The organism is Flavobacterium collinsii, from assembly GCF_902804485.1.
Classification (GTDB): Bacteria; Bacteroidota; Bacteroidia; order Flavobacteriales; family Flavobacteriaceae; genus Flavobacterium; species Flavobacterium collinsii.
In genome coordinates, this window is the sequence record NZ_CADCST010000077.1 from 131,006 (window position 1) to 144,169 (window position 13,164).

Here is a 13,164-nt window from a genome sequence, read left to right on the forward strand (position 1 = left end):
GGGATAGAATTTTCAGGAGTTTATTTCTTTTTGGGCTTAAAAATTTTTCTTAAAAACCTTACCCAAATGGTCCATTTACTATTTTTCTTTTCCTTTGTAAAATGGTTTTCGACTTTGTCAAATGCATCTTCAATATAAGAATCGTGCAGCCAACGAATTGCAAACACCCATTTTAAGGTCGCCAAACCTATTGTATTCATATCAATAGAATGTTTCAGCTCGGTTACATGAGCATCTAATTCCGTAATTTCAAACTTATGAAATCCATTAAACCCTATTGGTTCTGTAAATTGAAATTGAATATAATGGTTCGGCTTATAATCCATAACGGTATATCTTATTTGCCCGTGTCCACCCTTTGAACCAATACTTAATCCGTTGTCTAATCGCATTGGCGGCCATTTATCTGTTGCCAGCATCATATCGTTTCCAGACGATAAGGTTCTAAACAATTCTTCGATTTTGTGTTTAGGCTCATTAATTATTCTTGTGTGCAGATTGATTACTTTCATAACAAAATATTGTTTTCCGTTCTCCATTTTTGCAACCCGCCAATTAAAAACAAAAGCCCGATTATTATAGCCACTAAAGAATATATTGTTTCAGCTATTGAGTTTGTTCCCTGTATTGTATCGGCAATTAATTCTCCAATTCCACGCAGCAGATATATTCCGGCAATTAAAAAAATAACAGGCTTTAGTAATGGCAGCTTTCTAAACTTATTAGCTGCAGAAAGTCCGTAAAGACCGAAAATAAAAAACACAATAGCCACAATAATGGTCAGCAAATAAGGCAAAGTACTATGCTTTTGAGCAAGTGTTGCCATTTCTTTTCCAATTCCCGTAATTTCAAACATCTGGTCAGCCCAAATTAATCCAAGAATGTGCCCTATTGCAATTACAATATTGATATATCCTCCTAGTTTTAGCATAATTCTATTTTTTTTTTAGTTCCTAAACAAATTGATTATTCCGGCAAATACCCAGAACCTATTTCTTTTATTAATCATACGTTCTTTATTTTCTCTATTATTATTTTGTATTCATGTGGTAATGTTACTCCATTAAAATGGTTCGTTAGTCCATAAAATAGGATGATTGTTAACACAAATCCGAATATAAGAATTGATTCTGCTTGTTGCTCTGGTGTTAAACTGAGAATGTTATTTTTCATTTTTTTGTTATGAACCGAAGCAATGTGCCCGAAGAAGGAAAGAATTGCAAGTCCGTAATACGGAACAAAAAACAAATAAAAAGGAAAGGTATTAAGCCCTGCCACTCCAAAATAAAAATTGGTGTCGAGGTGCAAAAAGAGACGGGCGATGAAAACAGCACTCACATGAACAATTAGAAAAAAAGCCAGGTAAAGTCCCGTCCAAATATGTAGTTTCTCAAAGTGGGATGTTGCTGTTTTTCTGCTTTTCTTAAAAAGATTGATTCCTGATACGATTTGAATAAAAACTGCAACTAATAAAATTGTCTCAACAAAAGTATTGCGATAAAACAATCGTAAAGTATCCATTATTGCCATGTAGGTCTCTTCACCAAAAATGCTGCAAAAATGATTGAATAGGTGTAACCCAATAAAAACGGTAATGGTTAGTCCTGAAATATAATGAATTCGTATCATCTCATTTGATTTCTGCAAAGTTCAATCAACTTATTCAAAATCCATTTGATCTAAATCAAATTCGATACTTTGGGTTACGAATCCGGCTCAAAGTTTCTAGCGTAACACCAATATAAGAAGCAATATGGGTTAGCTGTACTCGTTGAATAATATCAGGGCGCGTATTTAATAGACTTTTATATTTCTGCGAAGCACTCTCAAATTGTATCGAAACAACTCTTTCCCGCAATTTAAGCATTGTTTTGGTTACTGCAATTCCTCCTAATTTCTCAAAACAATGATGTTTATCGCTCAATGCCAATACTGTTTCTCTTGAAATTTGCAACAAAGTTGTGGGTTCAAGCAATTCGATATTGTATATCGTTGGACCGTCTCGAAAAAAGCTATCAATGGCACTTACAAAATCACCCTCAAATGCAAACCAATCTGTAATATCCTTCCCATTTTTAGTATAATAGGCTCTTGCACTTCCACTAATTATAAAATAGAGTTTATCCGCAAACTGACCTTCTTTTACAAGCACTGTCTCTTTGTCAAACATCAAAACTTTTGCCCCTCTTTTGAGATCGTCTTTACAATCATCTGTTAACGTAACGTAGGTGGCACTTATAGTTTCTATTATTTGCTCAATGTACATAGGGCAGTTTTCTCTGAAATGGGACACAGTATTTTTGTTTGTAATTGTGGAGTTAGAAGTGCGAATGCTGAATTTAAAACACCGATATCAAATATACATACAAATGTTCAAGGAAAAAAACCGATAAGTATATCAAAAATACCGAATGAATTTTCTTTCAAAACAAGGATTCTCAAAAATTATTTTAATTTTTTTTGAAAGGTATTATTTTAATAAAAGAAAAGAAAAATCTTATTTTCCATTTTCTACACCTAAAACAACCAATTATTAATCAAAGAAATACAACTTTGGTTAATTCTGTTCGTTTGCTATTGATTGTTTCTAAGAATGGTGTTTTCAAAATAACCTCGAAAAAAAAATTCAAAAATTCCATTGTGTATTCTAAAAATAGTTGCACTTTTGCACCCGCAACGAACAAGAAGGCCCGTTCGTCTATCGGTTAGGACGCATGGTTTTCATCCATGTAAGAGCGGTTCGATTCCGCTACGGGCTACTAAATACAAAGCTTCAGAGAAATCTGAAGCTTTTTTGTTTATATTTACTTTTATAAAAACCACTTTATTTAATGAATATAAATTTTGTTTACCTCATCAGGATTGCAAATGCAAAACCAAGACTATTACTTACTATATTATGTTTAACCTCACTATTTAGTAATGCCCAAAAAAACAGTAAAACGAAGACACCAGAATTAATCGTTATCGGAACAGTACATTTTCCGACAAAAAACATCAATACGGATACAATCTATAAGATACTGGAGAATCTAAAACCGGATTTAATTCTGATGGAATCTGATAAAACTAATTTTAATTCTGATTTTACCTTCAAAAATACTTACGACGAGAACGAATGGAATGCAGTTCTGAAATACAAAGTTAATTTTAAGAATACTCTATTCAGACCAATAGAATTTGAAGGACGAAATGATTACAGAAGACAAAACGGCATCCAGAATACTGATGCGGTATTTAATGAAATAAACGTTCTTGACTCCTTAAATATCCTCTCTGCTAAACATAAAAAAATATGGAGCAGGTTTATAGAACTTTCAAACTCTTTAAATGAATTAGACAATAGTCCGTTAAAGGAAATAAATTCAAATGCTACCGCAAATCTGGTTAGTGAAAGACAATTTTATCAATATCGAAAACTAAAGGAAATTGTAGACGAAAATGACCAATTTGCACAACTGAAAATCGAAACAGCTACTAAAGAAACCATTTCATTAAGAGAGTTATATAAAAGATATTGTCATTTTGAAGAGTTAAGAAACCGAACTATAATTGATAATATTTTGAAATGGAAGGCTCAATTTCCGGATAAAAAGATCGTTGTTTTGATTGGTTTCTATCATAAATATTTCCTGGTAAACGAATTAAAATGGAAACAAGCAGAACATCACTTTGAGTTAAAATAACGTTTTCTGTATTTTACTTTTCTATGCCATGCCGAATTCTTTAGCGGGGCCTGAAAAGGACTACAATTACAGTACCGAAAACATTTCCGGTACTTCACCCATTAAAATACAACACTTTAATCATAGCCTAAGTATACTAAAAATGCAAAATCCGCAAAGCTTAATTAAACTTTGCGGACTTTGGGCAAATCTTCCTTTTTAGATTAAGTACTATCTCTGTTTCGTTTTTATCTCAGATTAAGGTGTTGTTTCTTAATTTAAGTTGCGTCCGGCGCCTTTACCTCCATCAACATTGATAATTGAACCTGTAATAAAACTGCTTTTTGCAACCGTATAAGCCATTTCGGCAATATCATCAATCTCTCCTACTCGGTTTAGTAAATGTAACCCAGCACTCTGATCTGCATTATCTCCATGCATTGGTGTACGTATAATACCTGGCGCGATGGTGTTGACACGAATGTTTTGTTTCCCAAATTCGGCCGCTAACTGAATCGTTAAAGCATGAATAGCACCTTTGCTTGATATAGGCGCAGTAGCAGGCAACCCACCAAAACCATGATTAACCAGCGGTGTCCCAATATTAATAACAACTCCGTCCTGTTGCTGTAACATTTGAGGAATTACAGCCTGCGTGGTGAAATATGTCCCTTTAAAATTGGTGTTCAAAAATTTATCCAAATAAGCTTCATCTACTTCCAGAAATGGTTTGCTGTCAAAAATCCCTGCATTGTTAATCAACACATCTAAAGAACCAAATTTTTCGAGTGCTGCGTGTACTAACTGTTCTCCTGTTTGTTTATCGCTTACATCTCCGGCTACCATTGCAAGATTCTTCCCTGCTCCCAGTTCCTGGAATGTGTCTTCAAGTGTACTTGGAAGTAATGAATTAATAACCACATTATCACCTCTGTCTAAAAAGTATTTTGCAATTCCTTTTCCTATTCCTGATGCTGCACCAGTAACTACTATTGTTTGTTTTTTCATTGTTTCTATTGTTTATTGAATTTATTATTTTTCTATTGACTGTAAAGCCCTTTCTCGTATTATCGACCCTTGTTCTCCGGCATATCCCCAATTATCAAGGTCTACTTCCTGAATTACAACATGGGTCAAATGCGGATCTTTGTTTAAGGTTTCTGTAATTAAATCGGTTACTCCTTTTATAAGAACTTGCTTTTGTTCTCGGGTAACACCTTCTCGTGTAATCTCAATCTTTACGTATGGCATGACTTTTTTGTTTTATGCTTATCGCGGTTATTTGAATTTTCAGCTTAAATAATGCACAATAAAACCCTTCATGAAAGAAGGAAAATCCCTTTTCATGTCTCGTTTTTCAGTGCTGTTTTTTTATTGTTTTTGTTTCTAAAGTAAGAAGCTTGCAGTTTTTTTGTCGCTTCTCTTTTAAACGAAGTAACTAATCCAACTGGAATACCTCTGCTAGTAATTCGATGGCTTTCATCCTGTTTTCTTTACCAAAAATCTGGGGCAATATCATTACTTCGTCGGTTTGGTATGCGGCGGCAAGCTGTCCGATTTGTTGCTTTGCACTATCCGGACTTCCGACAATAATTCTTCTTCTGTTGTTTCTTATAATTTCTTTCTCTTCTGCTGTATAAGGATACTCTTGAATATTCTCAAAAGTCATGTAGTAGGGAGTTTCTCGTCCTGACTCTATCATTAGCATCCAATGATCAAATCCCTTAGCAAGCCTTTCGGCAGCTTCCTCTGTTTCGGCAACTGCTGCAAAAACAGCGACCATGTTTTGAGGTTTGGGAGTAATAACTGAAGGGCTGAAATTAGAAAAGTAATCTTCTGTTGCCTGCAGTCCTGTTCCACCAGGGTTAATAAAATGTGCAAATATGTAAGATGTACCTTCTCTGCCAGCAAGCAATCCTCCATTACCTCCTGCTCCCAAAGACCATAACTGTGGTACTGTATCTACAATTGGTGTTGGAATTAAACCCGGAAACGAAGCGGTTATTTCTTCCTGACCACTCAAATAAGCCTTTAAATCCTTAACCTGTTGTTCGTATGACGAAATTCTACTCTTTCCGATGTTGAGTGCCGAGTGTGTGATTTTATTCCCACCCGGAGCCCTTCCAATACCAAGGTCAATCCTGCCAGGATACAAGGCCTCCAAAAGCTTCACGCCTTCTGCTACTTTGTATGCGCTGTAATGTTGCAGCATTACTCCTCCGGAACCGATGCGTATGTTTTGTGTATTGGCAGCAAGATGCATCATTAACATTTCGGGATTGCTTCCGGCTAAAGTCTGCATTCCATGATGCTCAGAAACCCAAAATCTTTTAAAACCCAATTTATCAGCAAGTTGAGCCAGTTTCGTGGTTGCAATTAATGCTTCTCTTGAATTACTCTTCTCATCGATAGGAGAATAATCTAATATGCTTAAATGAATCATAACTTTTTTTTTGCAAATTTAGCACCAAAAAAAAGCTGCCACAATAACGGCAAAACGATTCAGATACGGCATACTTATTCCCTATAACTATACCATTTATTTATCGGTTGTTTCTTTTTTTAGTTCAAGAAGTTTTCGGAAATGATCTCGATATTTATTTCCCCATTCTTCCATTGCGAGGGTTATTGGAAGTAAGCAGGTACCAAATTCAGTAAGTGAATATTCGACCTTAAGAGGTAAAACAGGGTATATTTTTTTCTCAATAATACCATGTTCCTGAAGTTCGTTTAACTGAATATTGAGCGCACGCCTTGATGCAGCCGGCATTGCTCGTTGCAGATCACTTGGTCTAATAATACCTTCATGAATAAGATTGATCAAAGTAGGTTTCCATTTCCCGCCTATAATTTCGCTTGTAATCTCTAAACCACAGGAGTACTCTTTTTCAATTTTTCTCTCGTACATAAATCAAATTTATTTTAGTTTTCAGTTCAACTGCGTTTTCTTTAAACAGATTCAAATGCATTATTCTGGCCTATACTATGGCAATATTGCGTCTTTCACAAAGACTGAAAGTATGTAAATAACTATTGCAAAGATAATTATTACCGCCCAAAACAAACGCCTTTATTAAGTTTGAGAAAAACATCCTATTTGAAAGGAATTTCTGTGATATATTAGTATATTCGAAAAATATAAATTAAGGATTTTTTTAAAGACTAACACCTGCAAAAGCATCAATTTTTAAATTATGAAAATTAAAACCTTAAATGTTACCTTTATGGTAATCGCTTATTTAATTTCTATCCCGCTCCAAGGATTTTTTTGGGCAATTATAGGACTTAAAACACACTATCTTTTACTCTTGTTTTCTCATTTTATTTTCTTCTTTTTTTTAGTATACCTATTTACGGGCACCTTAATTATCGATTTCAACAACGACAAAGACACGCTTACATTGGAGTGGGATAAAAAACCTATCTATACTAAAATAGAAAACCAGGTCATTCTTCTATCCGAAATTAAAAGTTGGAAATTTTTTAATGGTCGTGGTGCTGACAGGTTAAAAATATACTTTAATAATGGCGAGTCCTTAATAATAGATTTTAATAATTTGATAGACCTTAGAGAAAATTCTAAAAAAGTAGACCAATTACTCTTTTTTCTAAATACTAAAAATAGTAGACAGCAATTGGCTTAGCTACTGTAACCCTAACCTTCAAAACCTTATAAAAAAACCACCCAAAACCATGTATCGTACCCCTATTACTCCACCCATTTGCTTTTATAAACAAACAACGAATACATTTGTGAATCCTAAAAATTTACTATCTGTCTTTACCCTCTTATTGTTGTTTTTCTTCTCCTGTACTATTCAGGCGCAAAGCTTTGGTAAGACCATGAAGGATAGTTTAATGCTGTACAATAAAATGCTTTCGCAAAAACAAATGCAGGAGGATCTTAGAACTCTCCTTGCGATAAATGAAAAAGCAAATTCCGGTTTATACCAATACCGTTCTAAAAAACAAATAGACCATATTTACAACAGTGCCATTAAAAGTATTAAAAAGCCCATGAGCACTATCGAATTTTACAAAATAATGCTTCGTCTGTCTGATTATGAAGGAAGTTTACACAATTACACCATTCCTGATCTCGGTTTAATCAATTTTCTGAACAGACAAAAATCATTTTTCCCTTTTCCTCTGGTCTATATTAACGGACAAATTATTTTTGACGGTCAATCATCGGATATACCTCCCGGCTCAAGAATAAAAAGTATAAACGGAATAAATGACGTACAATTAATGCGCTCTTTCTACAAATATTATACAACAGATGGTCATCATGCTACCCAAAAATTATCGGCCAGCGTAAATAAATCGTTTGGGCTGAACTACCTGCTCGAATATGGTCTTTGTGATGAGTTTGTTATAGAATACAGCGCACCAAAATCTGAATCTCTAAAAAAAACAGTGCTTCGCTCAGTAACGCTGAAGGAAAGAACAGCCAACCTTAAAAACAGGTTTAGTGCTCCGGTTACTGATTTACTAGATTATAAAAAACAGCCTCCCTATAGCTTTCGTATGATCAATCCGACCTTAGGTTTGTTGAATCTAAGATTTTTTGGTATGGCCTATGGATCAGACGATCCTAAGTTCAAACCGTATGTTCGATTTTTGGATAGCATTTTTACAGAACTGGACAAAAACAAAGTTGCTAATCTAATCATTGATGTTAGAAATAATCCGGGAGGAAGTGATCCTAACTTTGAACAGCCTGTAATGTACCTCACCGATAAACCCTTCAAGGAAAATGTAAAGGCTACTATCATATTCGACCCTAATGTTTTACCTCTCGAAAAGTATTTTTGGGGTACCTCAACTTCAGAACGAATGGATAGTACTGCTCTAAAAGCAGGAAAAGAGTATCTAAAGTCACTGTATCCGGTTTTCGAAAACAAAATAAGCTTCCAGAACCAGAAATACAATCCGGTTTATCACCCTAAATCACCGCTATTTAAAGGCAAGCTTTATCTTTTGATTAATGAAAATGTGGCATCAGCTGCTTCCCATTTTGCTTCTCTGGTAAAAGCTTATGTGGATAATGTTACCATAGTAGGTCTGGAAACAGTTGGAGGTTATTACGTTCATAATGGACATTCACCATTGGTTTACGAACTTCCTAACTCAAAAGTAAAAACACAATTTTCAATTGTAAATGTCGTACAGGATGCACCTAAAAAAGAGAACCAGCCAGAAGGTCACGGTATTATGCCTGACTATGAAGTATGGCCTTCTTTAGACGACTTTTTTCAGCAAAAGGACACACAAATGGAATTTGTTCTTAAGCTTATTGCTAAATAGAAGCTTGATATCGTACGCGGATGAGACGGATTCGCCAAGGAGAAAACGCGGATTAATATGGATTTTTTTTATTTTTAGTAGATAAGCATATCGTTTTTTCAATAGCAATACTCATTGTTAAAACTGCTGATTTATTCGAATAAGTAAACAGGCAATTATGTTGGAGTTTGTCTCTATTCCAACGTAATTGCCTGTTTTGTTGTTTTCTTTAACTTTCTGGATGCAATTAGTTTTAACACATAGTTTTATGTATCCTTCCGGCTACTATTCCTGCGTACTTTACATAAACCTTTGCGATCTTTGCGGTTAAAAAACAGTCCAAAATCTACTATTCCGGACTGATAAATGGATAATACTTTTCGTCTATAATAGGTTCAATTCCAAAGAAATCATTCAGAACCGATTCGGCAGTACAAAAAGCACCTTCTACCCAGGCCTGATCATTTGAATAGGTTTCTCCAACGATAAAAATATCGCAATCTGCTTTTGGAACCAGTTGTGAAGGTTTTCTAATTTTTCGTTGTACATCACCCAGATTATAGTGTGATTTATAGGCATGATATCCTGCATTAAAAGGAGGCAATGACCAGTCCATATATCTCGTTTCTAAAGGTTCGGGTACGGCCGAATAATCAGTCTGTGGTCCAAAATGTAATGCTGCCAGTTGCGAGCGAAGCATTTTGACCATTACCGGAGTGGCTAAACGAGGTCCTTCGAGCGTCTGGCAATCTCTGGACTCCGGAGTTTCGCGTGTTCCATGAGGGCCGAGTTCTAAAGCTTTCCAAAATGTGGTGTACTGAATGTCGTCATAACTGGCCAAAATACCATACACTTTTTCCCCTTTTTGATTGATGGCGTTATCACCAAAATATACCACTTGTCGGATCGGCATATCGGTAATACTTGGGCCAATGGTATCTAATTCGGCTATAGCTGAGATTTGCTTTTCTTCTTTAAAAGTCAGACGTTCCTGAATCGCATTTTCTACCGCAGCTATAAAACTGGCCTTATCGTTAAACGATGTCGCAATAATAACCGGATTTTTTGCTGATTCTATTGCTTTCAAATAATTAGACGGAAATTTTTCTTTTTTCAGTTTAGCAATTCCTTCCTGCGTTAAAAAGTAACTGGTTAGTTTGGCAGGATAAGTTGGGCTTCCGGCTTCGGTTGTTCTCCACCATGGTGTAGTGAAAAACATCCCAATTTTATAGGAAGGTTCCATAATTACAGATTCCAGATAGAGCTGTACTTCTTCATGGTTTAATATGTCCTGACCTTCATCATCTGTATAACGTGTTGCCTGAGCTACCAGTTCAATGGATGCGCGAGGCATGGCAAGAAACGCAGCATCACATATTTTACTATCGGCAAGTTTATCAGGAGTTGCACGTTTTGCGGTTGTAAAACGAATCCCTTCCTTAGTATGCAGAATCGAACGTAATCGGGTATCCGGAAAATAATTCAGCGTTATTCCTTTTTGTTTGGCTAGTTTTTCAACTTCATCGAATAAGGCAACAAATAAGCTGGAATATCCTTTTACCAGCGTTTTATATTCTGTTCCCGGCGTAAACTCGTCATTAACATTAAACGACTGGGCACTATGACTATTTACTACATTGGAGCTATAGCCGTTACCATCTGCCAGATAGCCAAATCCTTCTTGTCCAAGTCTGTCATAAGCAAGATTCCAATATCCAATATCCTTTAGTAAATCTCCTCTTTGAAAGATGGAACTGTCCGGCATGTCAATCTCGATCTTTCCATTCTCATAAAACTTACACCATTCTCTACGGGTAACAGGACCTGACGTTGCTGTAATTGCTACAGATTGTATGGTGGTGAATCCATCATCCGGCGGAGCATCTTCACCATAATTATTAGTAAAATAAGGAGCCGGCTGATTCGAATTAACATCTGAGACATACATGTTCTTGGTACGCAAAGACATTAAAGGATCAGCTGATTCGTTAAATTCAACTGAATCTTTCTTTAAATCCAGTTTCTCTATCGTTTTTGTGACTACACGATGTCCTGCTCCTTGTGGAGTGCCGTCCCAATATGAATATCGCATACCGCCCAATTCCAGATACGAATTGTCTTTGTTGTCTTTATAATGCCACGTACAAACGCGTGCTCCCGCCTCTCTGGTTCCCGGATTTTTTTTAGAAAAATCATATTTTCCCCAGTCGTAGAGTTCTAATACATCGCCTTTAACCAGCATTTTTTCATTTTTGTCGCGTTTGGATTTCCCATCCAATAATCTCCACGCTGTATAGAGTCCGGCGGCACCGGCTCCAAAAATAGAGTATGTTTTCTTGGTCATGATTTTATTTTTTTAATTTTTTTATTGCTTTTCATTAGTTGTTTTACTCATTCCCCAGCCTTTCCATTTGCTGTGCCAGATCTTTTTGAGGAATTACAATTTCTACCAGAGTTGGCAGATCTGTTTTTTGTTTCAGTTTAAGAAGTACTTCGTCTAATTCTTTGACGGTTTTAGCACGGTAGCTCTTTGCTCCAAATGCTTTGGCAAGTGCCTGATAGTCCCAATTTGGAAGAATATCAAATTCATCAAACTTATGAGACGAACCTTCTTTAAATGAGTCCATGTCTACATATACCTGCTCTATAGCATAAACGCCATTGCTCATCACGAAGATTACAGAGTTGATGTTGTATTTTACAAGGGTAGAAAGTGACTGTGCCACCATCATAAAACCACCGTCACCCGCGATAGTCCATGCTTGTTTACCACTTCCTAACTGAGCTCCGGAAGCAGCACCGGTTTCAAAACCAATACACTGCCAGGCAGCGGAAGAAATAAAGGCATTCTTAGATAATCCGTACATATTGGTGGCTACGTACATCGACGAGCTGACCCCAAAAGTGAACACGATATCGTCCAGCATTTTTTGTTTTTCCAGAAAATAAGTGGCTCTCTCAAAAAAGCGGTTAAATGTTATCACTTCAGGAGTTTTATTATATTTTTGGTCTGAGTTAGATCGCCATGGTTCCGGAAATTTTGGCTGAGCCGGAGCTATTATTTTTAAAGGATATCCAGAAGCTTTTTTAAAGCGTTCGGTTAACCCTTCGATAAAGTCTTTCAACGTTACACCGGTATAAGTAAAATAACCAACTCGCATTTCCTGCGTGGTCGCCTGAATCATATTCGAAAACTTATTTTCTACCAACCATAAATAATCATCGGTAATAATCGTTCCTAAAGACAAAATACAGTCGGAAGCTTCAACCAATTTTATGACCTCGGGTATTGAAGCCTGATCGGAATAGGTCCCAATAAATTTATCTCCTTTTTCATCCAAAACCGTTTTCCCGAGTGAAGTTGTGGTATACAACATTCCACTTGCTTTAATAAGTTCTTCTAACTGTTTTGTTAAATTATGTCGCAAAAGTTCTACTCCCGCAAAAATCAAAGGTGTTTTTGACTGGCTAATTTGTGTCCAGGCCTGAGAAACAGCATTCTCAAGTTCTGCAGCTTCACTTTTTATAATTTGAGGTTCTAATTTTTTGCCGGAAGGTTTCGGGCAAGGTTCGCCCCACACCTCTTTATAACATGCAATATATACAGGACGCTGATGTGTAAGTGCTGCAATAATTAATTTATCGATTTTTTCAGGGGCATCTACAGAACTGCTCAGGGTTTCAGCCGCAACGGTCACTCTTTCAAAAATTTCCTGATCGGCATTGAGGTTACCAGTCGAGTGATGGTAAAGCACATTGTACATACTTCCTATTTGTCTTGCATCTGCTCCAGGTGTAGCACTAATTACAACCACAGGGCTACGCTCGACGTAAGCTCCGGCAATAGCATTCAATGCACTATAAGTACTTACTCCATATTGCAGAGATACCGCCCCCAAGCCTCGGGTACGTGCGTAAGCATCGGCCGCATAAGAAGCATCTAATTCGTTTGAAGTTCCAATCGTTTTAATTCCCTCAAAATCTTCCAGAGCCTGTGTAAAATGTTTTACATAGTCGCCCGGAATCTGAAAGATCTCGGTAACATTTAATTGTTTGAGTCGGGTGAGCAGATAATCTGCAACTGTAAAATCTTTTGTAGGTTTCATTTTTTTTGCTATTCTAAATTAGGAGTTGTTTTTGTTTTGGTAGTAGCGGTCTTCGCTTTTATTCTTTTAAAGCTATCTCCGGTTTTTATTTCATTATAAAATTA

At 36.2% G+C, this 13,164-nt stretch carries 13 protein-coding genes and 1 tRNA gene; 4 read left to right on the top strand and 10 right to left on the bottom strand.

Annotation, left to right across the window (positions count from 1 at the left end):
* Positions 1–20: 20 nt before the first annotated feature.
* The 4 genes from FLA105534_RS09340 to FLA105534_RS09355 all read right to left on the bottom strand — a co-directional run bounded on the left by FLA105534_RS09340 (position 21) and on the right by FLA105534_RS09355 (position 2,266).
* On the bottom strand, positions 21–512 hold the full coding sequence (locus FLA105534_RS09340) for a hypothetical protein (protein ID WP_173965853.1): 492 nt from the start codon (positions 510–512) through the stop codon (positions 21–23).
* Entirely contained in the window at positions 509–931 is a 423-nt protein-coding gene (locus FLA105534_RS09345) for a hypothetical protein (protein WP_173965854.1), read from the bottom strand. Before FLA105534_RS09345 ends, FLA105534_RS09340 begins: the two co-directional genes overlap by 4 nt.
* 74 nt (positions 932–1,005) lie before the next feature.
* The gene (locus tag FLA105534_RS09350) at positions 1,006–1,629 is read right to left on the bottom strand and encodes a hypothetical protein (protein ID WP_173965855.1); all 624 of its coding nucleotides are present in this window, start codon (positions 1,627–1,629) and stop codon (positions 1,006–1,008) included.
* Between the two features lie 55 nt (positions 1,630–1,684).
* Positions 1,685–2,266 carry a Crp/Fnr family transcriptional regulator gene (locus FLA105534_RS09355; protein ID WP_173965856.1) on the bottom strand — a complete coding sequence of 194 codons (582 nt, stop codon included), beginning with the start codon at positions 2,264–2,266 and terminating at the stop codon, positions 1,685–1,687.
* Positions 2,267–2,687: 421 nt separating this feature from the next.
* Here FLA105534_RS09355 and FLA105534_RS09360 point away from each other — a divergent pair.
* Both FLA105534_RS09360 and FLA105534_RS09365 read left to right on the top strand, forming a co-directional pair.
* Positions 2,688–2,759 (top strand) — tRNA-Glu (locus FLA105534_RS09360).
* 72 nt (positions 2,760–2,831) lie between these two features.
* Positions 2,832–3,686, top strand: coding sequence for a hypothetical protein (locus tag FLA105534_RS09365; protein ID WP_173965857.1), 855 nt, complete (start codon positions 2,832–2,834; stop codon positions 3,684–3,686).
* 252 nt (positions 3,687–3,938) lie between these two features.
* On the opposite strand, the gene FLA105534_RS09370 is transcribed toward FLA105534_RS09365, so the two are convergent.
* The 4 genes from FLA105534_RS09370 to FLA105534_RS09385 all read right to left on the bottom strand — a co-directional run bounded on the left by FLA105534_RS09370 (position 3,939) and on the right by FLA105534_RS09385 (position 6,573).
* Positions 3,939–4,673, bottom strand: a complete 735-nt coding sequence (locus FLA105534_RS09370) for an SDR family NAD(P)-dependent oxidoreductase (RefSeq protein WP_173965858.1) — start codon at positions 4,671–4,673, stop codon at positions 3,939–3,941.
* 24 nt (positions 4,674–4,697) lie between these two features.
* Positions 4,698–4,916, bottom strand: a complete 219-nt coding sequence (locus FLA105534_RS09375; protein WP_173965859.1) for a tautomerase family protein — start codon at positions 4,914–4,916, stop codon at positions 4,698–4,700.
* 187 nt (positions 4,917–5,103) lie between these two features.
* Complete coding sequence (locus tag FLA105534_RS09380; protein ID WP_173965860.1) at positions 5,104–6,108, bottom strand: MsnO8 family LLM class oxidoreductase; 1,005 nt, start codon at positions 6,106–6,108, stop codon at positions 5,104–5,106.
* A 96-nt stretch (positions 6,109–6,204) separates the two neighbouring features.
* Entirely contained in the window at positions 6,205–6,573 is a 369-nt protein-coding gene (locus FLA105534_RS09385; protein WP_173965861.1) for a winged helix-turn-helix transcriptional regulator, read from the bottom strand.
* Between the two features lie 286 nt (positions 6,574–6,859).
* On the opposite strand from FLA105534_RS09385, the gene FLA105534_RS09390 reads away from it, so the two are divergent.
* Together FLA105534_RS09390 and FLA105534_RS09395 are read left to right on the top strand one after the other, a co-directional pair.
* Complete coding sequence (locus tag FLA105534_RS09390; RefSeq protein ID WP_173965862.1) at positions 6,860–7,309, top strand: hypothetical protein; 450 nt, start codon at positions 6,860–6,862, stop codon at positions 7,307–7,309.
* 49 nt (positions 7,310–7,358) lie between these two features.
* Positions 7,359–8,975, top strand: coding sequence for a S41 family peptidase (locus FLA105534_RS09395; protein WP_173965863.1), 1,617 nt, complete (start codon positions 7,359–7,361; stop codon positions 8,973–8,975).
* Between the two features lie 328 nt (positions 8,976–9,303).
* Here the strand turns inward: FLA105534_RS09395 and FLA105534_RS09400 are convergent, their stop codons facing one another.
* Together FLA105534_RS09400 and FLA105534_RS09405 are read right to left on the bottom strand one after the other, a co-directional pair.
* Entirely contained in the window at positions 9,304–11,298 is a 1,995-nt protein-coding gene (locus tag FLA105534_RS09400; protein WP_173965864.1) for a flavin monoamine oxidase family protein, read from the bottom strand.
* A gap of 43 nt (positions 11,299–11,341) precedes the next feature.
* Entirely contained in the window at positions 11,342–13,060 is a 1,719-nt protein-coding gene (locus tag FLA105534_RS09405) for an alpha-keto acid decarboxylase family protein (protein WP_173965865.1), read from the bottom strand.
* Positions 13,061–13,164 lie beyond the last annotated feature (104 nt).

What these genes read in the sequence shown, in the direction of transcription:
- FLA105534_RS09405 (WP_173965865.1), bottom strand. Translation starts at nt 13,060, where the DNA reads ATGAAACCTACAAAAGATTTTACAGTTGCAGATTATCTGCTCACCCGA.
- FLA105534_RS09345 (WP_173965854.1), bottom strand. Translation starts at nt 931, where the DNA reads ATGCTAAAACTAGGAGGATATATCAATATTGTAATTGCAATAGGGCAC.
- FLA105534_RS09400 (WP_173965864.1), bottom strand. Translation starts at nt 11,298, where the DNA reads ATGACCAAGAAAACATACTCTATTTTTGGAGCCGGTGCCGCCGGACTC.
- FLA105534_RS09355 (WP_173965856.1), bottom strand. Translation starts at nt 2,266, where the DNA reads ATGTACATTGAGCAAATAATAGAAACTATAAGTGCCACCTACGTTACG.
- FLA105534_RS09395 (WP_173965863.1), top strand. Translation starts at nt 7,359, where the DNA reads ATGTATCGTACCCCTATTACTCCACCCATTTGCTTTTATAAACAAACA.
- FLA105534_RS09375 (WP_173965859.1), bottom strand. Translation starts at nt 4,916, where the DNA reads ATGCCATACGTAAAGATTGAGATTACACGAGAAGGTGTTACCCGAGAA.
- FLA105534_RS09365 (WP_173965857.1), top strand. Translation starts at nt 2,832, where the DNA reads ATGAATATAAATTTTGTTTACCTCATCAGGATTGCAAATGCAAAACCA.
- FLA105534_RS09350 (WP_173965855.1), bottom strand. Translation starts at nt 1,629, where the DNA reads ATGATACGAATTCATTATATTTCAGGACTAACCATTACCGTTTTTATT.
- FLA105534_RS09370 (WP_173965858.1), bottom strand. Translation starts at nt 4,673, where the DNA reads ATGAAAAAACAAACAATAGTAGTTACTGGTGCAGCATCAGGAATAGGA.
- FLA105534_RS09385 (WP_173965861.1), bottom strand. Translation starts at nt 6,573, where the DNA reads ATGTACGAGAGAAAAATTGAAAAAGAGTACTCCTGTGGTTTAGAGATT.
- FLA105534_RS09340 (WP_173965853.1), bottom strand. Translation starts at nt 512, where the DNA reads ATGAAAGTAATCAATCTGCACACAAGAATAATTAATGAGCCTAAACAC.
- FLA105534_RS09380 (WP_173965860.1), bottom strand. Translation starts at nt 6,108, where the DNA reads ATGATTCATTTAAGCATATTAGATTATTCTCCTATCGATGAGAAGAGT.
- FLA105534_RS09390 (WP_173965862.1), top strand. Translation starts at nt 6,860, where the DNA reads ATGAAAATTAAAACCTTAAATGTTACCTTTATGGTAATCGCTTATTTA.